Origin of the sequence: Nocardioides cavernae (assembly GCF_016907475.1) — a bacterium.
Lineage (GTDB): Bacteria > Actinomycetota > Actinomycetes > Propionibacteriales > Nocardioidaceae > Nocardioides > Nocardioides cavernae.
The window spans coordinates 1,050,686-1,073,387 of the sequence record NZ_JAFBCA010000001.1 but is presented as its reverse complement, the minus strand read 5'-3'; the positions used below and the strand labels follow the sequence as shown (position 1 = coordinate 1,073,387).

Genomic DNA, 22,702 nt, shown 5'->3' with positions numbered 1-22,702 from the left:
TCAGGACCCGCGGCGCCACACGACGAGGGACTGCCCGACGGCCTGGTGCAGCACCGGCAGCTTGTTGGTGGGCTGCACCGCCGCCCGCGCGGCGAGCCCGCTCCGCAGCGCCTGGAGCTCGGCGAGGAGCTCCTCGTTGCGGGCGCGGAGCGCGTCGACCTGCAGCTCGAGGTCCATGATGCGGCGCACCCCCTCGATGCCGATGCCTGCCCTGGTGAGGTCGGCGATGTCGCGCAGCCGCTCGATGTCGCGGTGGGAGTAACGGCGACCGCCCCCGCCGGTGCGGCCGGGCTGGATCAGCCCCATCCGCTCGTAGGCGCGCAGGGTCTGCGGGTGCAGGCCGGTCAGCTCCGCGGCGACGGAGATGACGTAGACCGCAGCGTCGGGGGACGGGGGCTGGAAGACGGTGTTCACGGGGTGCTCATCCCTCGAACAGGCCCGCGCGGAGCGGCTTGCCGGCGGTGGCCGCGCGGTAGGCCTCGAGGGCCTCGCGGGCGGTCGGGTCGAGGTTGGCCGGGACCTGCACCTCGACCGTGGCGAGCAGGTCGCCCTTGCTGCCGTCGCGCTTGGTGGCGCCCTTGCCGCGGACCCGGAAGGTGCGGCCGTTGGGCGTTCCCGGTGGCAGCTTGAGGGTCACCGGCGCGCCGCCGAGCGTGGGGATCTTCACCTCGCCGCCGAGGGCCGCCTCGTCGAAGGAGACGGGGACGTCGATGGTGAGGTTGTCGTCCTTGCGGCCGAAGACGCGGTGGGGGGTGACCTTGACCTTGACGAACAGGTCTCCCGGCGGGCCGCCGTTGTCGCCGGGCGCGCCCTTGCCCTTGAGCCGGATCCTCGCGCCGTCCTTGACGCCGGCCGGGATGCGGGCCTGGATGGTGCGCGCCGAGGTGCCGCGACCGCTGCCGTGGCAGGTGGGGCAGGCCTCGTCGTAGACCAGCTGGCGCCCGCCGCAGGCGGGGCAGGTCTCGTTGATGGAGAACGCCCCGCCCGTGCCGGCCACGACGAACCCCGCGCCCTCGCACTCCGGGCAGATGTGCGGGCGGGTGCCGGGCTTGCCGCCGGTGCCCTGGCACGTCGGACAGGCCGTGTCGGAGGTCAGGCGCAGCGACACCGTCACGCCGTCGAGCGCGTCGGTGAAGCCGATGGTCGCCGTGCTCTCGACGTCGGCGCCCCGACGTGGCCGGGCCTGCTGCTGCGTGCGCCCGCGCTGGGCGCCGCCGAACAGGTCGCCGAACATGTCGCCGAGCCCGCCGCCCGCACCGGCGCGGTCGCGGAGCAGGTCGTCGAGGTTGAACCCACCGCCGCCGAAGCCACCGCCACCGCCGCCCATGCCGGGGCCGAAGCCGCCGCGCGACTGCAGCGAGCGGAACTCGTCGTACTTGGCGCGCTTGGCCTCGTCACCGACGACGTCGTAGGCCTCGGCGACGGCCTTGAACGTCTCGTGCTTGGCGTCGTCGCCGGGGTTGGAGTCGGGGTGGTTGGCCCGGGCCAGCTTGCGGTAGGCCTTCTTGATGTCGGCCGCGCTGGCGTCCTTGGCGACGCCGAGGACCTGGTAGAAGTCCTTGGTCGCCCAGTCGTTGCGGAAACCTTCGTTGTCAGCCATGGATCAACCTCCCTCCGTCGTCGACAGGGTCATCGGGTGCGTGGTGCCGCCTCAGGCGTCGACCGGGTCGACCACGAGCACCTGGGCGGCGCGGACGACACGGTCGCCCATCCGGTAGCCGCCCTTGGCGACGTGCTTGACCGTCGTCACCTCGACCTCGGCGTCGGCGCCGAGGTGGCTCAGCGCCTCGTGGAACGTCGGGTCGAACGCGTCACCCGGCTGGCCGAAGCGGACCAGGCCGGCGCTCGCCACGACACGCTCGAGCTGGTCGGCGACCGCCTTGAAGCCACCCTCGAGCTCGCCGTGCTCCTTGGCCCGGTCGATGGTGTCGAGGACCTCGATCACCGGCGTCAGCGCCTTGTAGGCGGCCGACTCGGCCACCAGCTGCCGGTCGCGGTCGACCCGCTTGCGGTAGTTGGCGTACTCGGCCTGGAGCCGCTGCAGGTCGTTGGTCAGGTCGGCGAGCGACCCCTTCATCGCAGCGAGCTCGTGCTCCTCGGTGTCGACGTCGTCGTCGTACGCCGTGTCCACGTGCGGCGGGACGTCGGCCTCGACCTCGGTCTCGTTGGCCATCTCGGCCGCGGCGTCACCGAAGCCGCCCTCGGGAGAGGGAGCCGCGGTGGGCTCCCCCTCCGGGAGGTCGGTCGCCTCGGGGCCCGGGGTGGGCTCGACGGGGCGATCGGTCACTTGGACTCACCCTCGGCGGTCGCGTCGCCGTCGGTCGAGCCGTCGGTCGAGCCGTCGGTCGGCTCGTCGACGATCTCGGCGTCGACCACGTCGTCGTCCGACTCGCCGGTCGCCCCGGTGGCACCACCCGCGGCGGCCTGGTCGGCCTCCGCAGCGGCGTACATCGCAGCGCCCATCTTCTGGCTGGACTCGCCGAGCTTGGTGATGCCGGCGGTGATGTCCTCGGAGGACGCGTCCTCCTTGGCCAGGGTCTCCTTGAGGGCGTCGACGTCGGCCTGGACCTCGGTCTTGACGTCCTCGGGGAGCTTGTCGGAGTTGTCGGTGAGGAACTTCTCGGTCGTGTAGACGAGCTGGTCGCCCTGGTTGCGGGCCTCGACGGCCTCGCGACGCTTGGCGTCCTCCTCGGCGTACTGCTCGGCCTCCTTGACCATGCGGTCGATCTCGTCCTTGCCGAGCGCCGAGCCACCGGAGATGGTCATCGACTGCTCGCGGCCGGACGCCTGGTCCTTGGCCGACACGTGCACGATGCCGTTGGCGTCGATGTCGAAGGTGACCTCGATCTTCGGGACGCCGCGCGGGGCCGGCGGGAGGCCGGTGAGCTCGAAGTTGCCGAGGGGCTGGTTCTGCGACCACATCTGGCGCTCGCCCTGGGCGACCTTGATCTCCACCGACGGCTGGTTGTCGTCGGCGGTGGTGAAGATCTCGGACCGCTTGGTGGGGATGGTGGTGTTGCGCTCGATGAGCGTGGTCATCACGCCGCCCTTGGTCTCGATGCCGAGGGAGAGCGGGGTGACGTCGAGGAGCAGCACGTCCTTGACCTCGCCCTTGAGGACACCGGCCTGGAGCGCGGCGCCCACGGCGACGACCTCGTCGGGGTTGACGCCCTTGTTGGGCTGCTTGCCGCCGAGGAGCTCGGTGACCACCTCGGTCACGGCCGGCATGCGGGTCGAGCCGCCGACGAGGACCACGTGGTCGATGTTGGCGATGGCGACGCCACCGTCCTTGAGCACCGACTGGAACGGCGCCTTGGTGCGCTCGAGCAGGTCGGCGGTGAGCTTCTGGAACTCGCTGCGGGTCAGCTTCTCCTCGAAGTGCAGCGGGCCGGACTCGCCGTGCGTGATGTAGGGCAGGTGGACCGTCGTCTCGCTGGAGGACGAGAGCTCGATCTTCGCCTTCTCCGCGGCCTCCTGCAGGCGCTGCTTGGCGATCTTGTCGGCCGCCAGGTCGACGCCGTTGGAGTCCTTGAACTTCTTGACCATCCACTCCACGACGCGGTTGTCCCAGTCGTCGCCACCGAGGTGGTTGTCGCCGGAGGTCGCCTTGACCTCGACGACGCCCTCGCCGATCTCGAGCAGGGACACGTCGAACGTGCCGCCACCGAGGTCGAAGACGAGGATGGTCTGGTCCTCGCCCTTGTCGAGGCCGTAGGCCAGCGCGGCCGCGGTGGGCTCGTTGACGATGCGGCTGACGTTGAGGCCCGCGATCTCGCCGGCCTCCTTGGTCGCCTGGCGCTGGGCGTCGGAGAAGTAGGCGGGGACGGTGATGACCGCGTCGGTCACCGTCTCGCCGAGGTAGGCCTCGGCGTCGCGCTTGAGCTTCTGCAGCACGAACGCGCTGATCTGCTGGGGGGTGAAGGTCTTGTCGTCGATGTCGACCTTCCAGTCCTCGCCCATGTGGCGCTTGACGGACCGGATGGTGCGGTCGACGTTGGTGACCGCCTGTCGCTTGGCGACCTCGCCGACGAGGACCTCGCCGGACTTGGTGAAGGCGACGACGGACGGGGTCGTCCGCGCGCCCTCGGCGTTGGCGATGACGGTGGGCTCGCCACCCTCAAGGACGGCGACGACGGAGTTCGTCGTGCCGAGGTCGATGCCGACCGCTCGAGCCATGGTGTGTTCCTCCTGCGTGTGGATGACGTGAGTCTGCGTGCCATCCTGCCGCGCTACCGCGGAGGAGGCAAAACAGTTGAGTCGATCTGACTCAAGTCTGTTCATGGGGTACAACGCAGGTCGGCGCCGGATGTTCCCCGATCCGGACAGAAATCTCGTGTGACCTGGCTCCCCCTAGCCTTGGCGCATGATCCGCCACACCGTCGCGTTCCGGCTCCACCACGACTCCGGCTCCACCGAGGAGGCCGACTTCCTCGCCGCCGCCCGGGCGCTGGCCGACATCCCGGGCGTCACGGCGTTCGAGCAGCTGCGCCAGACGAGCCCGAAGAACGACTTCGCCTTCGGCTTCTCGATGGAGTTCGCGGACCAGGTGGCGTACGACGGCTACAACGAGCACCCGGTGCACTCCGCCTTCGTCGCGGAGCGCTGGGTGCCGGAGGTCGCGGACTTCCTGGAGATCGACTACGCGCCGCTCTGACGTCGTACTTGTTGGGGGCGTCTGTCACTTGTAGGCGGTTGCAACGGCCTCCAAGTGGCGGAGTCCCCGCACGAGCGGGGACTCCAACAGGAGGACTCGGCGAGGTCAGCGGGACCAGACGTACGGGGTCGTGGTGGTCACGGCCTGCAGCCCGGAGCGCTCGAGGATCGGGCGGGACATGTCGGTGCAGTCGGAGTTGATGAACCGGATGCCGCGGGCCGTCGCCGACCGGGCGCGCGCGGCGACGAGCGCGCGGTAGATCCCGCGGCCGCGGTAGTCGGGCAGCGTCGAGCCGCCCCAGATGCCGGCGAACTCGGTGCCCGGGACCGGGGTGAGCCGGCCGCCGCAGACCACGCGGTCGCCGACCTCGGCGACCCAGAACTCCGAGTCGCCGGACTCGAGCTCGGCCAGCGACGACTCCACCGACGGCCCGCGACCCGTGCCGAAGACCGACTCCTGCGCGTCGAGCATCCGGGTGAGGTCGTCGACGACCGAGGGACCCGGCTCGAGTCGTCGTACGACGACGGGGCCCTCGGGCGTCTCGGCAAGGGGTACGTCGACGTCGAGCAGCGTGGCCTCGCCGATCATCACGGTCTCCCGGGGCTCGGCGACGAACCCGTGGGCGAGGAGCCGCTCGCCGAGGTCGGCGGGCCGGTCGTGCCCGCGCGACTTCCACTCGAACGCCGCGACGCCGGTGTCGTCGCGGTAGTGGGCGACCGTCCGCTCGATGAGCGCGTCGAGCGCCGCACCCTCGAGGCCGCCGAGGTCGCGGTAGGACACGAACCCGCCGTGGTCGAAGACGCCCCACAGGAGCGGCCCCTCGCGCACGACCTCGTGGGCCCGGGCCATCTCGGCGTCGGTGCGGAGCTGCTCGTCGTAGGCCGCCAGGAGGGCGTCGGTCGTCATGGGCGGCAGCCTAGGTCCCGAAGTCAGGGGAATCTCAGGGGTTTTCGCCTGCGCGGAACGGCCTCCAGGCCGCACACTTCTCTGGTGCTCCATCGGGGGAACCTGCGCCGGGTCGTCGGCGCCTCGACCATCGCGCTGCTGATCGCTGCCCTGATGGCGTTCTACGTCGCCGACATCGCCGACGCCGGACCCACCCGGTGCCAGCAGCACCGCCTCGACGCCCGCGAGCGCGCGGCTGTCGTGACGGGTGGCGGCGAGCGGGTCCTGGTGATCGGTGACTCGTGGTCGGTCGGCCTCGGGCAGGACGACCTGACCCGGTCGTGGGCCGGCCGGCTCCCGGGCGAGGTCCACGTCCGCGGCTTCTCCGGATCGGGCTTCAGCGCCGGGGCGAGCGGCTGCGGTCGCGTCTCCTTCCACGACCGCGCGCCGACCGCGCTCGGCGTGCAGCCCCGGCTCGTGGTGGTCGAGGGCGGCCTCAACGACTACGACCAGCCCGACCGCGCCATCAACCGCGGCTTCCGCGAGCTGATGGCCGACCTGGTCGGCCACCGCGTGGTGGTCGTCGGTCCCGCGACGGCCCCGCTCCGGGCCGGCGCCGTGCCCCGGGTCGACGACCGGCTCCAGGTGCTCGCCGACCTGTACGGCGTCCCGTACGTGCGCACGAGCGACCTCGACCTCGACTACCTCGACGACCGGCTCCACCTCACCGAGGACGGGCACCGGGAGTTCGGCGACGCCGTCGCGGACCGCCTCACGGCCGTGACACCCGCCCGGCCGGCCCTGCTCGGCCGCTGACCCGGACGGACCCCGCGCCGATCCGGTGATCGGCGGCTGAGGCCTGCCTGCCCCGGCTATCGGACACTTTTGTCCGGTCATCGGCCGAACAGTGCATCTTCTCGCGTTGCACGAATGTGCAGATCTGCGCGCATTGACGGCCCGTCCGCCGATTGCGAGTTTGTGCAGTGGTCCGCAACACCCCAATCCACCCTCGCGTCGTCCGACGCGAACTCATGATTGGAAACCCCAGTGAAATCACTCCGTCCGGCCGTCCTGGCCGGTGTCGCAGCGTCAGCCGTCGCTGCGTCCTTCCTGGTTCCGACCGTCACCTCGGCCGGCGCCGCACCCTCGGCGGGCGATCCCCGCCTCGACGCCCAGCAGGCGGCCAGCGCCTGGGTCAAGGGCCATTCGACCGCGCTGGAGCGCGCCGCCGCGGACACGTTCGTCCGCTCCGGCACGTTCGAGGGCGACAACGGCATCTACTCGATGGCCTACGAGCGGACCCACGAGGGCCTGCGCGTGGTCGGCGGCGACTTCGTCGTCCTCGCCGACGCCGACGGCCAGGTCGTCGGGTCGTCGGTGGCCCAGGAGGCACCGGTCGACATCGCCTCCACCACCGCCCAGGTGCCCGCGGCCCGCGCGGCCGCCGTCGCCAAGGGCCAGGTCGACGAGGTCAGCGACGCCTCGGCCCCGGAGCTCGTGATCTGGCACCGCGACACCGGCACCCGCCTGGCGTACGAGGTCGAGGTCCGCGGCACCGACGCCGGCGAGGTGTCGTGGCAGAAGGTCTGGGTCGACGCCAAGGACGGGAGCGTCCTCGAGGCGCGCGAGCAGATCGCCCACGGCTCCGGAACGGCTGCCTACTCCGGCCCCAACCCCCTGCCCATCGCGACCAGCGGCTCGGGAAGCAGCTACACCATGACCGACCCGACAGCGACGACGCTGCGCTGCCAGGACGCCGCGACCAACACGACGTTCTCCGGCACCGACGACCTGTGGGGCAACGGCAACGCGACCAACCGCGAGACCGGCTGCGTCGACGCCCTCTACGCCGCGCAGCAGATGAAGGCGATGATGTCGTCGTGGCTCGGCCGCAGCGGCATGAACGGCTCGGGCGGCTGGGTCCCGATCCGCGTCGGCCTCAACGACATCAACGCCTACTACGACGGCACGCAGGTCCAGATCGGCAAGAACCAGGCCGGCGCCTGGATCTCGTCGATGGACGTGGTGGCCCACGAGTTCGGCCACGGCGTCGACGACAAGACCCCCGGCGGCATCTCCGGCGGCGGCACCCAGGAGTTCATCGGCGACGCCCTCGCGGCGGCCACGGAGTACTACGACGGCCAGGTGGCGCCGTACGACTCCCCCGACCACACCGTCGGCGAGGAGGTGAACCTCGTCGGCCAGGGCCCGATCCGCGACGGCTCCAACCCCGCCAACGTGGGTGACCCCTCGTGCTACTCCAGCTCGATCCCGACCGCTGAGGTCCACGCGGCCGCCGGCCCCGGCGACCACTGGTTCTACCTGCTCTCGCGCGGCGGCGTCTCCAAGTGCAACGGCCAGTCCGTGACCGGTCTCGGCGAGCAGGCGGCCATCAAGGTCCTCTACAACGCGATGCTGATGAAGACGAGCTCGTCGAACTACCTCAAGTACCGCACCTGGACCCTCACCGCGGCCAAGAACCTGGACAGCACCTGTGCCCAGTTCAACGCCGTCAAGGCCGCCTGGAACGCCGTCAACGTGCCGGCGCAGGCCGCCGACCCGACGTGCGGTGGCACCACGACGCCCCCGCCCACCGGTGGCAACATCCTCGGCAACCCGGGCTTCGAGTCCGGCGCGACGACCTGGACCGGCACCGCCGGCCCGATCACCAACAACACCGGTCGCCCGGCCCGCACGGGCTCGTGGAAGCTCTGGCTCGGCGGCAACGGCTCCTCGGGCACCGAGACGATCAACCAGTCGGTGACCATCCCGTCCACCGCGACCGCGGCCACGCTGTCGTACTGGATCCGCACCGACACCGCCGAGAGCGGCTCCACGGCGTACGACACCATGCGGGTGCAGGTCGTGGACGGGAGCACCGCCACCACGCTGCGCAGCTTCAGCAACGTGGGCACCAACGCGACGTACACGCAGTTCTCGCACAGCCTCACCGCCTACAAGGGGAAGACGGTCACCATCCGCTTCACCATGACCGAGGACTCGTCGCTGCAGACCAGCTTCGTGGTCGACGACACCGCGCTGAACGTCTCCTGACCTCAGCCACTCCGTGACGGGGCGGGGCAGCACTGCTGCCCCGCCCCGTTCTCGGTCCTACTCCGCCAGCCAGGCAGCCCAGCTGTCGAAGGAGTAGGGCCGGCCCAGGAAGTCGGCGACCAGGTCGGCGGCGTCCTCGCGGCCCCCCATCGCGAGCACCTTGTCGCGGTAGGCGAGGGCGACGTCGGCCGCGAAGAGGTCGTCCGCGTCGAACGCCGAGTACAGGTCCTTCGCGATGACGAGCGACCACATGTAGGTGTAGTAGCCCGACGAGTAGCCGTCGAGATGGCCGAAGGCGCAGTGCATGTGGGCGCCGTCGAGCGGCGGGAACACCGAGTAGCGGCGCTGCAGCTCGTCGCCGTACGACGTGAGGTCGTCGTGCGGGCCGGCGTGGAACCAGTAGGACCGCGCGGCGTACGACATCTGCTGCACGGCGTAGAGGCCCTTGCCGAAATGCTCGGCCCGGCGCATCGCGGCGACCAGGTCGGCCGGGATGGTCTCGCCCGCCTCGTTGCGCGCGAACGTGGCCAGCACGTCGGCGTCCCAGGCCCATTCCTCCAGCATCTGGCTGGGTGCCTCGACGAAGTCCCACTCGGTGGCGACCCCGGAGAAGCGGGCCCACTGACCCTGGCCGGCGAGGACGTGGTGGACGAGGTGGCCGAACTCGTGGAAGAGGGTCACGACCTCGTCGTGCTCCATCAGGCCCCGGTTGAAGTTGCAGACCAGCACGCCCTCGGGGAGCTGCTCGCCGGCGATGCCCTTGACCATGTCGAACTGGGCCGCGTGCTTGAACTTGCCCTCGCGCGGGTGCAGATCCAGGTGGATCCGCCCGATGCGGGTGCCGTCGAGGTCGACGTCGTAGCTGGCGACCTCGTCGTGCCAGGTGCCGGCGTCCTCGCGCGCAACGGGCGTCCACCCGAGGCCGAACAGCCGGCCGGTGACGTCGAGGAGGCCCTGGCGGACCTGCTCGAACGGGAAGTAGGTGCGCACGACCTGGCCGTCGACGTCGTACTGCTCGCGTCGGACGAGCTCGGAGTAGTAGCGCGAGTCGTAGGTCGCCACGGCGTCCGCGGACGGGTCGTCGACGCGCTTGCGCTCGAGGAGGACGCCGACCTCGTCACCGGCGCGCTCCTTCGCCGCCTCGCCCACCCGGTCGATGAAGTCGGCGACGGCCTGGCCGTTGCCGATCATCTTGACCTCGGTGTCGTAGTCGGGCCACGAGTCGTAGCCGAGCAGCTCCGCGGTCTCGCGACGCACCGCCAGGAGGTCCTGGAGCACCTGGTCGTTGGCGGGCCAGGCGACGTTGTTCTGCGCCAGCGCCAGCTCGTGGCGGGCCTCGGCGTCGGACCCGAAGGTGATGAACGGGACGAGGTCGGGGTAGTCGGTGGTGATGGTGACGAGGCCGTCCTCGTCGGGCGCGTGGGCGGCGCGGTAGTCCTCGGGCAGGCCGGCCAGCCGCTCGGGCGCGACCCGGATCGACCGGACGTCGTCGCGGATGTTGCGGCCGAAGTCCTGGGACAGCTTGACGCTCCGTTCGCTGAGAGCGCGGAGCCGGTCGCGGGTGGCGTCGTCCCGGTCGACGCCGGCGCGGCGGAAGTCGCGCAGCGTGTGCTCGAGCACCCGGCGGCCGTCGGCGTCGAGGACCGAGAGGTCGGACGACGTCGCGAGCCGGTCGAAGACGGCGTACAGGTCGCGGTCCAGGCCGAGCTCGGTGACGTACTTCTGCACCTGCTGGCTGAGGTCGTCGGCGAGGTCGCGGACGGCCGAGTCGGGGTGGACCTCGGCCCACAGCGCGACGGCCTCGGCGTTGGCGATCGCGGTCTCGGCCTTGTTCCACGCGACGAGGACGACGGGGGCGTCCGAGGAGCCGGCCTTCACCAGCCCGACCTGCTGCTGCGCCTCCTCGAGCTGGTCGCGGCAGCGCTGCGACACCCACGCGAGCCAGTCACCGTCCCCGGGGAGGTCGACGGGAGCGGGCTGGGTGTCGGTCTGGGCGGCCACGTCAGGAGCCTACGGGCGCCCGGGCGTGGCAGGCAGCACCATGAGGCCGACAGGTCCGTACGACGGTCCGGCCGGGCAGGTTGCCGGACGGCGCTGCGAGGATGTGTCGGTGACCTCGGGGACCACGCAGGACTTCCGCTTCCGCGACATCCTCCTCGTGGCGTACGGGCCCTCGGTCGTCTCCGCCATCGGCCACGGCGCGATGCTGCCCGTGCTCGCACTGCGGGCCCGCGACCTCGGGGCCGACGTCAGCGTCGCGGCCGCCATCGTCGCCCTCCTCGGGGTCGGGCAGCTCCTCGCGAGCCTGCCGGCGGGCGCACTGGTGGCGCGGATCGGCGAGCGGCGGGCGCTGGTCGGCGCGGGCCTCGTCGACGCCTGCGCGATGGCCTTCGCGGCACTGACCGACTCGGTCCTGGGGCTGGCGATCGGGGTCCTGCTCAGCGGCGTGTGCTGGACGTTGTTCCTGATCGCCCGGCAGGGCTTCATGATCGACGTCGTCCCGGAGAGCCACCGGGCGCGGGCGATGTCGCTGCTGGGCGGGTCCTACCGCGTCGGGGTGCTCATCGGGCCACTCATCGGGGCCGGGCTGATCGCGGTGTCCGACCTGACGAGCGTCTTCTGGCTGGGCGCCGGGATGTCCGTGCTCGCCTCCCTGCTCGCGGCCACGATGCCCGACCTCGGCGAGGAGAAGCGCGCCGCCGCCCGAGCGACGGGTCACCTGGGCGTGTGGACGGTGATCGCCGCGCACCGTCGGCTGCTGGCCACGCTGGGGACCGCGGTGGTGATCCTCGGGGCGAGCCGCTCGCTGCGGCTCAGCCTCCTGCCGCTGTGGGCCGACCACGTCGGGTTGTCGGCGTCCACGACGTCCCTCATCTTCGCCGGCGCCGCCGCCCTCGACGTGGCGTTCATGTGGCCGGGCGGCTGGCTGATGGACACACGGGGCCGGATGGTCGTCGCCGTGCCGGTGGTGCTGTCGATGGCCGTCGCGTGCCTGCTGCTGCCGCTCGCGACCGACGCGGTGTCGGTGGCCCTCGTGATGGCGCTCATCGCGTGCGGCAACGGCCTCGGGTCGGGGATCGTGATGACCCTGGGCGCGGACGCCGCCCCCGACGACGGCAGGTCGCAGTTCCTCGGCGCGTGGCGGCTGTGCGGCGACATCGGCAACACGGGCGGGCCGCTGCTCGTCAGCGCGGTGGCCGCCGTCGCGCCGCTCGCGGTCGCGTCCGTGACCGTCGGCCTGCTCGGACTGCTCGGCGCTGGCTGGGTGGGCCACTGGACCAGGCGCGTGGACCTGGCCCGGGCGGCGGCGCTCAGCCGACGGTGATCGTGACCTCGTTGGACACGACGTCGGAGTCGGTGTCGACGACCCGGAACTCGTTGGGACCGGTGCGGCTCGTCTGGACGTACGTCGCGAAGGTGCCGCCGCTGACCGACATGGTCACCGGGAAGTCGGACCACGCGCCGTTCTCCATCCGCTGCACCTGCAGGATGGCGCCCTCGCCGGCCTGGTAGGTCCCGGTCAGGTCGATCTGCTGCATCGGGCTCACCGACTGCTGAGCCGCCGACAGCGAGATGCCCTCCGCCGGCGCCTCCGACGAGGTCTCGGTGCCCGGGCTGGGCTCCGTCTCCTCGGGCGTCGTCTCGGAGCTGGTCTCCGTGGGCTTGGGCAGCCGGAACGTCGCCGAGGACGTCGGGTCGTCGCTGGTCTCGGTGCTGTCGCCGATGCCGGCGGCCTTGACCCCGACGAGGACGGCCAGCCCGCCGAGCAGGCCGATGGCCACGGCGACGCCGACGAGGGCGACGAGGCCGGTCAGCACGGGGCGGTTCTCGGTGTCCATGACGGTGGGCAGGGACCTCTCAAGCGGGGGGGCGGGGACGACGCCATTGTCCGGGACGAGCGGTTGCGGGACCAAGTCGCCCGCCCGTCGGGCGAGCCTGCCACCGCGCGTCGGACAGGATGGGGCCATGCAGTCACCGTTGCGACACGGCAAGGCAGCCATCGGCACGACCATCGCCGGTGGCGCGCTCGCCGCGCTCTCCCAGGCCCCGGAGCGGGCCTCCCGCCTGCTGCGGCACCGCTACCCGACGGTGGCGGTGACCGGCATGACCGGCGTCGGCAAGACCCGTCTGGCCGACCGGCTCTCCCGGCGCGCGAGCGCGGAGTCGGCCGGTGGGGCGGACGTCGGCTCCGCGGTGATGGAACGTCGTACGCGTCGCAACGCGCGGCTGCGCGGCTACCGCTTCCGGGTCGTGCCGGGCGAGAACGCCGCCACCCGGCTCGGCGCGCTCGACGAGGTCTTCCACGACGAGCCCGTCGACGGCGTGCTCCACGTCGTGGCGTGGGGCCACGCGACCCCACGCCGCACGGGCGGCACCACCGGTGCGGCCCTCGCCACCCGCGAGGAGCTGCTGGCCGCCGAGCTCGAGGACTGGGCGATCACGGCACACCGGATCGCGAGCATGGCCGTACGCCGCGACCGACCGACCTGGCTGGTCGTCGCGGTCACCAAGGCCGACCTCTTCGCCGACGACGTCGACGCCGCCGTGCGCTACTACTCCCCCGGCAGCGGCACGCCGTTCGGTGACAAGCTCGACGAGCTGCGCGCGCTCGCCGGCGGCGCCAAGCTGTCGATCGACGTGCTGCCGGTGTGCGCCCGGGGTGGCGACAAGCGCTCCGCGATGCCGGAGAAGGCCTGCAACGACCTCCTCGGGCGCCTCGAGCTGCGGCTGGCGCAGCTCAGCGGCCACGTCTGACCCGTCGGGCACGACCGTCGATCGGACCGAACGACCTCGATCGCCCGGGGTCCGCGCCCAGCGGGCAGGGGCGTACGGCTTCGGTCCGCCTGACGCACGGGTAGCGGCTGGTGAGGGCGTACCGCCCGCCGGTCCAGACCGGACGACCGCATAGTTCACAGTTCCACGACTTCTGGTTTCGACGCCGTTCAGCGGGGCAGAAGGACGCCATGAGGCCGATCGCGATCAACCAGCGGGCGCTGCGCGGCGCCAAGGAGGAGCTCGACTCCGCCCGCGAGGACCTGCGGTCCGCGCTCGGTGACATCGACCACCCCGCCGACGACTTCCCCTGGCGCGACCTGATGGTCGAGGGGGTCCGCAGCCTGGTCGGCGACGCCGAGCAGGTGGCGAAGAAGTGCCGCACCCTCGCCGGGGCCGTCGACGACTCGATCATCGACTTCGACGAGCTCGACTCCATGGTCGGACAGGCCGCCACGTTCGCCGCCCAGCTCGACCAGGTGAAGCCATGACCCGGGTCGTCGTCGACCGGATCGAGACCCAGCAGGACACGCTCCAGTTCGGTGACCCGATCGGCTGCCACTACCACTGGCTCGAGCCCGGCAAGGTCGACTCCTACGGCGACTCCGTCCGCCGGCTCGCCGGCAAGGTCGAGCTCGCCGTCGACGCCTTCGAGCGCACCTCGATGCTGTCCGAGGACGTCTTCGCCGGCGAGGCCGCCGACACGCTCCGCGACCGCGCCGGCCGCCGCCACGAGGAGTCGGCGACCGTCCGCGACAACCTCCGTGGCCTCGGCCGCGCGATCAACGCCTACTCCGACGTGCTGCGCCGGCACCGCGAGGGCCTCGAGCAGCTGCGCGACTTCGCGGTCAGCAGGGGCCTCGAGGTGCGCGGCAACCGCATCTGGCCGCCGGTCGAGACGCTGCCCGGCGACGCCACCCAGAAGCAGGCCGACGCGTGGGAGAGCGACTGGAAGGCCTACCAGGCGTGCTTCGAGGCCAAGATCGAGCTGCGTGACGCCCGCCGGGTCGCCACCCGCGAGCTCGTCAAGGCGCTGGCCGAGCACGCCGGCGTCCACCCCGACAAGGACCGCGCCAAGCTCGTCCCCGCCGGGGGCCACCAGGTGAGCTTCGGTGAGCTCCGCCGCGAGGCGGCCGAGGAGGCCCTCGAGGCCGTGCAGGCGGGTGAGGAGGCCGAGGCGGCCCGCAACACGGTGGACGCGCTCCGGCGTCGGGAGCAGACCGCGCTCGGCAGGCTCGAGGAGCTGGTGATCGCCGAGGCCCCGCCCGAGGAGATCCAGGCCCAGGCCGCCAAGGTCCAGGCGCTGCACCGCGAGCTCACCGAGTCCAGGGTCGAGATGGGCGACGCCGAGGCAGTGGCCCAGCGCGAGCAGGCGCAGGCCAACCGCGCTGCCCGAGACCTCCAGGACGCCGAGGCCGGACGACCCCGCCTCGTCGTCGAGCAGGCCGAGTGGCAGCCGGCGCCGGATCGGCCGACCGACCTCCGCGACCGCTTGGGCTGAGCCTGCGGGTCCATCAGTCGACGGGCTCAGCTCCCGCTGCCCGCCGCTCACGCTCGGCGACGGCATATGGGTCGGTGCGCGAGTCGTAGGACCAGAAGTCACGCAACGCCACCGCCGTGAGCAGCACCCCGCCGACGCACGCGGCGCCACCGCTGACCATCGCACCGCGCACCGACCACGCATCCGCCACGAAGCCGGCGCGGGTCTCGCCGACCATCGGCCCGACCGAGTAGGACAGCATCTCGATGCCGGCAAGCCGGCCGCGCATGGTGTCCGGGATGGTCTGGTTCCAGACCGTCGACCGGAAGACCGCCGACACCATGTCCGCCGCGCCCGACAGCGCGAGGAAGAGGCACGCCAGCCAGAACGACGGCATCAGTCCGGCGAGTGCGATGCAGGCACCGTAGAGGCTGGCGGCGATCACGATTGCGCGGCCGTGGTGGTGCACCCGGCCGACCCAACCGCTGAGCGCTGTCGCGACGAGGGCCCCGACGGTCTCGGCCGAGTAGAGCAGGCCGAGAAGCTCGGGGCGTTCGAACACCTCGTGCGCCAGGGCGGGGAACAGCACGACCGGGATGGCCAGCATCATCGCCGCGATGTCGACGAGGTAGGTGCCGAGCAGGTCGCGGCGACGCAGCGCGTAGGTCAGGCCCTCGTGGATGCCGCGCAGGCTGGGCGGGGTGGTCTCGCCGTCGTGCGGGTAGGGCCGCATGGCCGCGAACAGCAGCGTGGCGATCGCGTAGCCGAACAAGCCGGCCAGGAAGCACCAGCCGACGCCGACGTACGCCACCAGCAGGCCGCCGATGAGAGGGCCGAGGAGGACGCCGAACTGCATGGCGAAGCTGCTCAGCGCGTTGGCCGCCGCGATCTGGTCGTGCCGTACGGTGCGCGGCTCCAGCGCCTCGCGTGACGGGCGCTGCATCGAGCTGACGGCGGCGTAGAGAGCGGCGATGACGAAGATCAGCCACACCCTCGGGTGGGCGGAGAACGCGTTCCACGCGAAGGCACCCATCAGCACGACCTGGGCGATCCCGGTGCCGACGAGCAGCCGGCGTCGGTCGACATGGTCGGCCAGCGCGCCGCCGTACAGACCGAACACGACGAGCGGCCCCAGCTCGACGAGACCGACGAGACCGACGAGGAAGTTGGAGCCGGTGAGGTCGTAGATCGCGAACGGGACGGCGACGTAGGCGACCATGCTGCCGAGGTAGAACACGCTGCCTGCGGTGAAGAGAAGCCGGAAGTCGCGCGACTCGCGCAGCGGCGTCACGTCCATCCGCATCGCGCGGAGCCGGCCGGTCCAGGTCACGAGCGCTCAGTCTCCCGCTCGCGGCCTCCACGCGCACGTGACTTTCTCAGGACACCGGTCGGACCTCGACCACCTCGTGACCCGGGATGGTGCTCGCCCGGCTGGCGGCACAGGTGAGCTGGTGTGCGTCGGCGCCGGCCACCCGGCGTACGACGACGTCGACCTCCCCGCGCCCGGCCACCGCGAACCGGGCGGTGGTGAGGTCGTGGTCGACGCGCACGGCTCCGGGGCGTACGTCGTCGAGCCCGACCAGTGCGTGCTCACGGCGCAGCGCGATGTCGGCGACCTGGACGGCCATCGGCAGGTCCGAGCGGCCCCGCAGGTGCTCGAGCAGCACCTCGCCCCTGGCCGTGGCGGCGGCGACCTCGCGGGCCGACTCCGGCTCGAGCCCGCCGTAGTAGAGGCCGCGCGGCAGCACGACGAGGTTGCCGGCGAACCGGTCGCCGCCGACGTGTGAGGCCTCCCAGACGGCGGCGGCGTGCGGGCCGGACGCCAGCTCGAGGGCGACCGGGCGGCCCAGCTCGGCGCAGCAGGCGTCGTGGCGTCCGTGGGTGCAGACGGCGAGGACGGGGGCGTCCTCCGGTTCGAGGCCGAGCGACCGGCCGGCGCCGAGCGCTGCCAGGTCGAGGTCACGCACCTCGTCGATCCGCTCGAGGTCGGCGGCCTCCGCCCACGAGGCCACGCCCGCGGCGCGCGCGGCGACCACCCGTGTCCGTCCGTCGCTCGCGCGCCTGCCGGGCCGCCGGACGAGCAGCACCCGCACGCGGTGCCGGCGCGACTGTTCCTGCAGGTGGGCGCCGAGCCCGTCGGGCAACCGGGCGTCGCGCAGGGCGTCGGTGCCCCACGGCCCTAGGTGCTCGAGGAGCAGGTAGCTGCGCACCGTCGAGGCCGTGCCCGCGAGCTCGTCGCCACGGGCCCTGCTGGCCGTCGCGCACCGGAAGGCCATCACCGGACGACCTCGAGCAGGCCCTCCCGCACCAGCCGTCGGCTCAGCACGAGCGCGCTCTCGTCGTCGAGCGGGAGGTCGTGCGGCGTCAGCTCGGCGTGGTCGGCGACGTGCTCGAGCGCGGGCCGGACCCGCGACGGCACCCGGAGGACGCGGTCGCCGATCATCACCCGGACCACGTCACCGTCGTCGACGAGGACGCACGGGTGCCCGCGCCGGCGGCGCAGGCGCGTCTGGGCACCGATCCCGGTCGCGAGCGCGTCTCGGTCGAGCAGGGCGCCGGCCAGGCGGGGCGGGCGGCCGCTGACGAAGCCCTCGACCTGGGCCTCGGCGAGCGCGGCGGGGTCGAGGCGGCGTACGGCGTCGGCGACGGCAGTGAGGTGGTCGGCGAGGCCCTCGGCCAGGCGGGCGGGGTCATCGAGGTAGCCGGCAGGCACGTGGTCGTCGGGCACCTCCGCGAGCAGGCGCCCGACCTCGCGCGTCACGAGGCTGCGCCACGTCAGCTGGTTGATGCCGATCGTGAGGTGCAGCGAGACCGACTCCTGCGCCCGGGCGGCATGGGGCGTGCCGGTGGGGAGGTAGGCCACGACCCCCGGCTCGAGCAGCAGGTCGCCCGGCCCGCCCTCGCCGTGCACCTCCCACATCTTGGTGCCGTGGGTCTGCATCACGAACACGTCGTGGGAGTCGGAGTGGACCGCGAAGCCCTGGGCCCCGGCCGGGGTGAGGTAGGCGTTGGCCTGGCAGGGATGGCCGAGCTCGAGCTCCAGCTCCGCGACCAGGTCACCGACGGGCGACCAGTAGCGCTGCAGGCCCTGCAGCACGATGGTGGCGCCCTCGTCGTGCAGGCGCATCAGCTTGACCGGGTCGACCAGCCCGGTGAGCGGCTTGCCGGCCAGGCTGCCGCCACGGGTGAACGACGACTCGGGAAGCACGGTGCCGTTGCGGGCGACCCGGACCGCCGGGGCGCGGATCGCGGTCTCGGTGAGCAGGTGGTCGACGTGGGCGAGCGAGAGCACCTCGGCGCCGTACGACGGATCGGTGCGGTGGACGTGGACCGAGGACGCCCAGACCTTGTCGAGGAAGGTCTGGGCGTCACCGGTGAGACGGTCGAGAGCGCTCAGAGCGCGGTCCCGTCGGTCCCGTCGGTCCCGTCGGCGTCAGAGCCGTCGGCGTCAGTGCCGTCGGTGCCGTCGGCGTCCGTGGAGTCACCGTCGGTGGCATCGGTCGAGTCGCCGTCCGTGCCGTCAGCGTCGGTGCCGTCAGCGTCGGTGCCGTCGGCGTCCGTGCCGGGACCGGCTGCGACGCCGGTCGGGTCGACACCTTCGGTGCTCATCTCGCCGTCGCCGAGGGGGTTGTCAGGAGTGGTCATGGATCCTCCTAGTCGCGCCGCGACGGACGGTCCGCCCCGGGTCTGGCGTCGAGTCTGGTGTTCGCCAGCTCCACCGTCCCACACCCCTGGGGACGTGGTCAGCCCCCGACGGACTCCGACTCGCGGACCTCGAAACGGGTGGTGCCCTTCACCTTGTCGTCGCCGCACGACTGCCGCCTCGGCGGGCCCGGGACGGTCACGAGCTCGTCGGCGGGATCGCCGCCGGCGAGGACGTGCAGCTCGCGGGCCTGGTCGAGCGCCGACCGGCCCGCCCGGCCCCGCGTCCACGGCAGGGGCACCTCGCCGCGCTCGACCGCGGCGCACGCGTCGACAGCGGTGTCGGTGTCGAGCCGGCCGAGCGTGATCCCGCTGGGAAGCCCCAGGAGCGTGCCGGAGAACCGGTGGCCGCCGAGGTGGGTGGTCTCCCACGTCCCCTCGGGCCACGTCTCTGCGAGCCGACCGGCGATCGGTCGGCCGATCTCGGCGCAGCAGCGGTCGCGCTTGCCGTTGGTGCAGACCAGCCACAGCATGCCGTCGTACGCCGACATGCGGGCGAGGTCGAGGTCGAGGAGGTCCTCCGGCCGGTCGAGCACCGCGGCGCGGACCTCGTATCCGGACTCGGTGGCGCGGGCGTGGAAGACGTGGGTGCCGGGCCCGGCGCTGCCGTCGGGCCGGCGGAGCAGGAAGACCTTCAGGTCCACCGAACGGAGGTGCTCGCGGACCGCCTCGGGGAGGCGGTTGTCGCTGACGGCGTCGCGCCCCCACGGGCCGGGGCTCTCCACGAGGAGGACCTCGGCGTCCGTGGGCGCCGTGCCGACCATCGGCTCGTCGTCGACGAGGCTGGCGATCGAGCACCGGAAGTCAGGCATGGCGAGAAGTCTGACCGACGGGTCCCACCCGCCCGCGCTCAGGACCGGGGAACGCCTCGCGCGGCCGCGTCTCAGAGCAGGCCGCGGCGACGGGCCACCGCGGCGGCCTCGGTGCGCGACGCGGCCTCGAGCTTGGCCAGGATGTTGGAGACGTGGACCGACACGGTCTTGGTGCTGATGAAGAGCTGCTTGCCGATCTCGCCGTTGGAGCGCCCCTCCGCGACAAGGGCCAGGATCTCCCCCTCCCGCGGTGTGAGCGTCGCCGTCTGGGCGCCGGTGGCGGGCGCGGGCGAGGACCCCTGGGCGGTGAGCTCGTCGAGCATCGGCCGGGCACCGAGCGCATGGGCCGCCTGCCGCGCCTGGTCGGCGACCGTCCGCGCGCCGGCGGCGTCGCCGACCGCGCGCAGCACCCCGGCCAACCGCACCCGGGTCTGCGCGACCTCCGGGACGGAGTCGTAGGCGACGGCGGTCTCCTCGGCGGCGCGCCACGCCGCGACGAGCTCGCCGGCCGAGGGCGGGTCGACCTGCGCGAGCCAGCGCCAGCGCAGGTGCTCGGCGGTGCGGCGCGCCACCCACATGCGGTACTCCGGGCCGTGGCTGCCGTCGTAGGGCGCATAGAAGTCGATCACCCGGGCGCCGTCGGCCATCAGGCGCTCGACGTCGTAGGCCGCCGACTCGCGCTCCTCGGTCGGCTGGCGTGGCGCCGCGGCAGCGAGCGCGGCCAGGGTCAGGGTGGCGAGCCGTAGCCTCGCCTGGAACCACTCGTGCCACAGCGGCACGACCACCGCCACCACGTCGTCGTAGACCGCCACCGCACCGGCCCCGTCGCCGGCAGCCGCGGCCCGCATGATCTCGGCTCCGCCGGAGGAGATCGCGGTCAGCCCGTCGGTGCCCCAGTAGTCGCGGAGCCGCTCGAGGGCGTGCTCCTTGCGGCGGCCCCGGATGCCGATGGTGATCAGCATCTGGTGGGCGAAGTAGAGCCATTCGTAGACCATGGGCGGGTTCTGGCCGCTGACGTCGAGTAGGTCCCACGCCTCGTCGAGCAGTCCCTGGTGGGTCAGCGCGACGGCGAGCAGCAGCCGTGCCTCGGCGGGGTAGGGCGACCAGGTCAGGCCCCCTACCTCGCTCCGCTCGATCACCTCGCGGTAGACCTCGACGGCCAGGGGCAGGTCGCCCTCGTCGTGGTGGAGCCGGCCGAGCAGGTAGAGCGCCCGCAGCTCGGGCTCGATCAGTCCGGCCCGTCGCGCACGCTCGGCCGCGGCCCGCCACCCGGCGCTCGGGCTCGTGCCGCCCTCCGGGTTGAGACCGGCGACGGTCGCGTGCAGCTCGACGGCGAGGCTGGTGAGGTCGTTGCGCTCGGCCAGCTCGAGGGCCTGGAGCGCGATGCTCCGCGCCTCGTCGGCGTGCCACCCGCCCAGGCTCTGGGCGTGGACGAGGAGCGCCCGGGCCAGCAGCTTGGGCGGGCCGCTCCGCAGCAGCTCGACGGCCTCGGCCGCGGTCTCGCGGGGCGATTCGGTGGTGTCGGTGAGCATCAGCGCCGAGGCCAGGGACGTGAGCAGCTGGCCGCGGTCGACGGCGGCACCCTCGACCGGCACGGTCGCGAGCCGCGCCCGGAGGACCTTCACCGCCTTGTGGACCCGCCCGGAGGCGATCAGCGCCTCGGCGCACCTGCGGGTCAGCGCGAAGACGTCGACGTCGGGCACCGGCTCGCGGGCGGTGTCGACGAGCTCGAGCGCGTCGAGGAAGTGGGTCGCCGCCTCCGAGGGGCCGCCGACGGCCAGCGCCTCCTCCCCCGCCTCGATGGAGGCACGGACGGCGACCGGGCGGTCGTCGGCCCGGCGGGCGTGCTGCGCGAGCTCGGCCGCGGTGCCGATGGCCCTCCCCTCACCCAGCGCAGCGACGAAGGCGGCGTGGAACCGCATCCGCTCGCCGGGCAGCAGGTCGTCGTAGACCGCCTCGCCGAGCAGCGCGTGCCGGAAGGCGTAGGTGCCGCCACGTGAGGCCACCAGGACGTGGGCGTCGACGGCGTTGCGCAGCGCGGCCTCGAGCTCGGCGGAATCGAGGTCGGAGACGGCTGCCAGCAGGTTGTGGCTGACCTGGCGACCCGCCACCGAGACCAGTCGCACGACGCGTCGGGTCGTCTCGTCGAGGCGGTCGAGGTGGACGAGCAGCACGTCGGCGAGCTCGCCGGGGACCTGGCCGGACCACGCGGCGCCGACGAGCTCCTCGATGAAGAACGGGTTGCCCTCGGCGCGGTCGACGATGGACACGTATTCCGCCTCGGACAGCGTGGACGGGTGGAGCGCGCGGACGAGGCGGCGTACGTCGTCGTCGTGGAGCGGCTCGACCGGGAGCCGCTCGACCCCGCGCAGGCGCATCCACTCCGCGACCTGGCGACGGAGCGGATGGCGGCGGTGGAGGTCGTCGGCGCGGTAGGACACGACGAGCGCGACGCCCGGCACCGGTCGGGAGAAGAGGAAGCTGAGCATGTCGCGGGTGGACTCGTCGGCCCAGTGGGCGTCCTCGACCACGACGAGGACCGGGGCGCGCTCGGCGACGGCGGCGAGGAGGTGGCCGAACGCGTCGTAGACGTTGCCGCGGTCGAGGGCCTGGTCGCCCGACGCGGTCTCGCTGCTGCGGATCCGGCGGCCGGGCTGGAGGCGGGCGAGGGTGGGGTGCACCTCGAGCACGCGGGCCGCGACGTCGGGGAGGTCGGCCATGAGGCGACCGAGGATCTCGGAGAAGGGGAGGTAGGGGAGGGAGCTGTCGGCCAGGTCGAGGCAGTGGCCGGCGACGACCTGCCAGTCGGCCTCGAGGGCCGCGTCGCGCAGGGCCATCAGGAGGCGGGTCTTGCCCACGCCGGCATCGCCGCCGACGAGCACGGCCCGGGCGGGGGCGGTGCGGGGATCACCGGCGCCGGGCCCCGAGGGGTCTCCGGACGTGCGAATGCCGAGCTGGGCGGTGAGTTGCTCCAGCTCGGCATCGCGTCCGATGAGATCGGTGGTCCGCAGGGCCGGCACGGACGACATTGTGTCGTGTCGGTCCGACACTCGCGGGTCGATCGCGGTGCGGGTCACTTCTGGGTGTCGTCGGTGCGGACACGGGTCCAGCGGTGGTGCCCGTAGTCCTTCCGGATCCTGTCCTGTCGGTAGGTGATCTCGGCTCCCAGGAAGCTGTCGGTGTTGAACATGTCCTTCTCCTCTTCTCCCCGGTCCGGTTTCGGACCGTGAGTAGAGATTCCGCCCATGAGGTAGGCCGGGACATCGGGCGCGTGCCCTATCTACGGGTGGCCAGCTACCTCAGACGCGGCCCCCGACGGCGTACGACTGGGGTCTGAGGTAG

The 22,702-nt window shown here is 72.6% G+C and carries 20 protein-coding genes; 7 read left to right on the top strand and 13 right to left on the bottom strand.

What is annotated here, in order from left to right; genetic code table 11:
* The 4 genes from JOD65_RS04995 to dnaK are packed head-to-tail and all read right to left on the bottom strand — an operon-like array spanning position 1 to position 4,176.
* The gene (locus tag JOD65_RS04995) at positions 1 to 414 is read right to left on the bottom strand and encodes a heat shock protein transcriptional repressor HspR (RefSeq protein ID WP_191193466.1); all 414 of its coding nucleotides are present in this window, start codon (positions 412 to 414) and stop codon (positions 1 to 3) included.
* A 7-nt stretch (positions 415 to 421) separates the two neighbouring features.
* The gene (gene dnaJ, locus JOD65_RS04990; RefSeq protein ID WP_191193467.1) at positions 422 to 1,600 is read right to left on the bottom strand and encodes a molecular chaperone DnaJ; all 1,179 of its coding nucleotides are present in this window, start codon (positions 1,598 to 1,600) and stop codon (positions 422 to 424) included.
* 51 nt (positions 1,601 to 1,651) lie between these two features.
* Complete coding sequence (grpE, locus tag JOD65_RS04985; RefSeq protein WP_307820944.1) at positions 1,652 to 2,287, bottom strand: nucleotide exchange factor GrpE; 636 nt, start codon at positions 2,285 to 2,287, stop codon at positions 1,652 to 1,654.
* Positions 2,284 to 4,176, bottom strand: coding sequence for a molecular chaperone DnaK (gene dnaK / locus JOD65_RS04980; RefSeq protein WP_191193468.1), 1,893 nt, complete (start codon positions 4,174 to 4,176; stop codon positions 2,284 to 2,286). The genes grpE and dnaK overlap by 4 nt, the downstream gene beginning before the upstream one ends.
* A gap of 187 nt (positions 4,177 to 4,363) precedes the next feature.
* Between dnaK and JOD65_RS04975 the strand changes: the two genes are divergently transcribed.
* Positions 4,364 to 4,654 carry a Dabb family protein gene (locus JOD65_RS04975; RefSeq protein ID WP_191193469.1) on the top strand — a complete coding sequence of 97 codons (291 nt, stop codon included), beginning with the start codon at positions 4,364 to 4,366 and terminating at the stop codon, positions 4,652 to 4,654.
* A gap of 105 nt (positions 4,655 to 4,759) precedes the next feature.
* Here JOD65_RS04975 and JOD65_RS04970 read toward each other — a convergent pair whose 3' ends face one another.
* Positions 4,760 to 5,560, bottom strand: coding sequence for a GNAT family N-acetyltransferase (locus tag JOD65_RS04970; protein WP_191193470.1), 801 nt, complete (start codon positions 5,558 to 5,560; stop codon positions 4,760 to 4,762).
* An 84-nt stretch (positions 5,561 to 5,644) separates the two neighbouring features.
* Here JOD65_RS04970 and JOD65_RS04965 point away from each other — a divergent pair, with 84 nt between their 5' ends.
* Together JOD65_RS04965 and JOD65_RS04960 are read left to right on the top strand one after the other, a co-directional pair.
* A complete protein-coding gene (locus JOD65_RS04965) occupies positions 5,645 to 6,355 on the top strand; it encodes an SGNH/GDSL hydrolase family protein (protein WP_191193471.1) in 711 nt (236 codons plus the stop codon).
* Between the two features lie 231 nt (positions 6,356 to 6,586).
* Positions 6,587 to 8,593, top strand: a complete 2,007-nt coding sequence (locus JOD65_RS04960) for a M4 family metallopeptidase (protein ID WP_191193472.1) — start codon at positions 6,587 to 6,589, stop codon at positions 8,591 to 8,593.
* A gap of 57 nt (positions 8,594 to 8,650) precedes the next feature.
* On the opposite strand, the gene JOD65_RS04955 is transcribed toward JOD65_RS04960, so the two are convergent.
* Positions 8,651 to 10,594, bottom strand: a complete 1,944-nt coding sequence (locus JOD65_RS04955) for a M3 family metallopeptidase (RefSeq protein ID WP_191193473.1) — start codon at positions 10,592 to 10,594, stop codon at positions 8,651 to 8,653.
* Between the two features lie 109 nt (positions 10,595 to 10,703).
* Between JOD65_RS04955 and JOD65_RS04950 the strand changes: the two genes are divergently transcribed.
* Complete coding sequence (locus JOD65_RS04950) at positions 10,704 to 11,918, top strand: MFS transporter (protein WP_307820943.1); 1,215 nt, start codon at positions 10,704 to 10,706, stop codon at positions 11,916 to 11,918.
* Here the strand turns inward: JOD65_RS04950 and JOD65_RS04945 are convergent.
* On the bottom strand, positions 11,905 to 12,432 hold the full coding sequence (locus tag JOD65_RS04945) for a hypothetical protein (protein ID WP_191193475.1): 528 nt from the start codon (positions 12,430 to 12,432) through the stop codon (positions 11,905 to 11,907). The two genes, JOD65_RS04950 and JOD65_RS04945, sit on opposite strands and share 14 nt — an antisense overlap.
* 127 nt (positions 12,433 to 12,559) lie before the next feature.
* On the opposite strand from JOD65_RS04945, the gene JOD65_RS04940 reads away from it, so the two are divergent.
* From JOD65_RS04940 to JOD65_RS04930, 3 genes are all read left to right on the top strand, one after another.
* Positions 12,560 to 13,348, top strand: coding sequence for a hypothetical protein (locus JOD65_RS04940; RefSeq protein ID WP_191193476.1), 789 nt, complete (start codon positions 12,560 to 12,562; stop codon positions 13,346 to 13,348).
* 209 nt (positions 13,349 to 13,557) lie between these two features.
* On the top strand, positions 13,558 to 13,857 hold the full coding sequence (locus JOD65_RS04935; protein WP_191193477.1) for a hypothetical protein: 300 nt from the start codon (positions 13,558 to 13,560) through the stop codon (positions 13,855 to 13,857).
* Positions 13,854 to 14,867, top strand: coding sequence for a hypothetical protein (locus JOD65_RS04930; RefSeq protein WP_191193478.1), 1,014 nt, complete (start codon positions 13,854 to 13,856; stop codon positions 14,865 to 14,867). Before JOD65_RS04935 ends, JOD65_RS04930 begins: the two co-directional genes overlap by 4 nt.
* A gap of 13 nt (positions 14,868 to 14,880) precedes the next feature.
* Here JOD65_RS04930 and JOD65_RS04925 read toward each other — a convergent pair whose 3' ends face one another.
* The 6 genes from JOD65_RS04925 to JOD65_RS23625 all read right to left on the bottom strand — a co-directional run bounded on the left by JOD65_RS04925 (position 14,881) and on the right by JOD65_RS23625 (position 22,380).
* Positions 14,881 to 16,176 (bottom strand): MFS transporter, encoded by a 1,296-nt coding sequence (locus tag JOD65_RS04925; RefSeq protein WP_307820941.1) that lies wholly within the window; start codon positions 16,174 to 16,176, stop codon positions 14,881 to 14,883.
* Between the two features lie 46 nt (positions 16,177 to 16,222).
* Positions 16,223 to 17,122 carry a ferredoxin family protein gene (locus tag JOD65_RS04920; protein ID WP_191193479.1) on the bottom strand — a complete coding sequence of 300 codons (900 nt, stop codon included), beginning with the start codon at positions 17,120 to 17,122 and terminating at the stop codon, positions 16,223 to 16,225.
* A complete protein-coding gene (locus JOD65_RS04915; protein ID WP_307820940.1) occupies positions 17,122 to 18,138 on the bottom strand; it encodes a JmjC domain-containing protein in 1,017 nt (338 codons plus the stop codon). Before JOD65_RS04915 ends, JOD65_RS04920 begins: the two co-directional genes overlap by 1 nt.
* Before the next feature lie 101 nt (positions 18,139 to 18,239).
* Positions 18,240 to 18,491, bottom strand: coding sequence for a hypothetical protein (locus JOD65_RS04910; RefSeq protein WP_191193480.1), 252 nt, complete (start codon positions 18,489 to 18,491; stop codon positions 18,240 to 18,242).
* Positions 18,492 to 18,589: 98 nt separating this feature from the next.
* A complete protein-coding gene (locus JOD65_RS04905) occupies positions 18,590 to 19,360 on the bottom strand; it encodes a sucrase ferredoxin (RefSeq protein WP_191193481.1) in 771 nt (256 codons plus the stop codon).
* Between the two features lie 71 nt (positions 19,361 to 19,431).
* Complete coding sequence (locus JOD65_RS23625) at positions 19,432 to 22,380, bottom strand: helix-turn-helix transcriptional regulator (RefSeq protein ID WP_191193482.1); 2,949 nt, start codon at positions 22,378 to 22,380, stop codon at positions 19,432 to 19,434.
* Between the last annotated feature and the right edge of the window lie 322 nt (positions 22,381 to 22,702).

Coding starts and splice junctions, on each gene's coding strand:
- dnaJ (WP_191193467.1), bottom strand. CDS start 1,600: ATGGCTGACAACGAAGGTTTCCGCAACGACTGGGCGACCAAGGACTTC.
- dnaK (WP_191193468.1), bottom strand. CDS start 4,176: ATGGCTCGAGCGGTCGGCATCGACCTCGGCACGACGAACTCCGTCGTC.
- JOD65_RS04975 (WP_191193469.1), top strand. CDS start 4,364: ATGATCCGCCACACCGTCGCGTTCCGGCTCCACCACGACTCCGGCTCC.
- JOD65_RS04970 (WP_191193470.1), bottom strand. CDS start 5,560: ATGACGACCGACGCCCTCCTGGCGGCCTACGACGAGCAGCTCCGCACC.
- JOD65_RS04945 (WP_191193475.1), bottom strand. CDS start 12,432: ATGGACACCGAGAACCGCCCCGTGCTGACCGGCCTCGTCGCCCTCGTC.
- JOD65_RS04940 (WP_191193476.1), top strand. CDS start 12,560: ATGCAGTCACCGTTGCGACACGGCAAGGCAGCCATCGGCACGACCATC.
- JOD65_RS04935 (WP_191193477.1), top strand. CDS start 13,558: ATGAGGCCGATCGCGATCAACCAGCGGGCGCTGCGCGGCGCCAAGGAG.
- JOD65_RS04930 (WP_191193478.1), top strand. CDS start 13,854: ATGACCCGGGTCGTCGTCGACCGGATCGAGACCCAGCAGGACACGCTC.
- JOD65_RS04920 (WP_191193479.1), bottom strand. CDS start 17,122: ATGGCCTTCCGGTGCGCGACGGCCAGCAGGGCCCGTGGCGACGAGCTC.
- JOD65_RS04910 (WP_191193480.1), bottom strand. CDS start 18,491: ATGACCACTCCTGACAACCCCCTCGGCGACGGCGAGATGAGCACCGAA.
- JOD65_RS04905 (WP_191193481.1), bottom strand. CDS start 19,360: ATGCCTGACTTCCGGTGCTCGATCGCCAGCCTCGTCGACGACGAGCCG.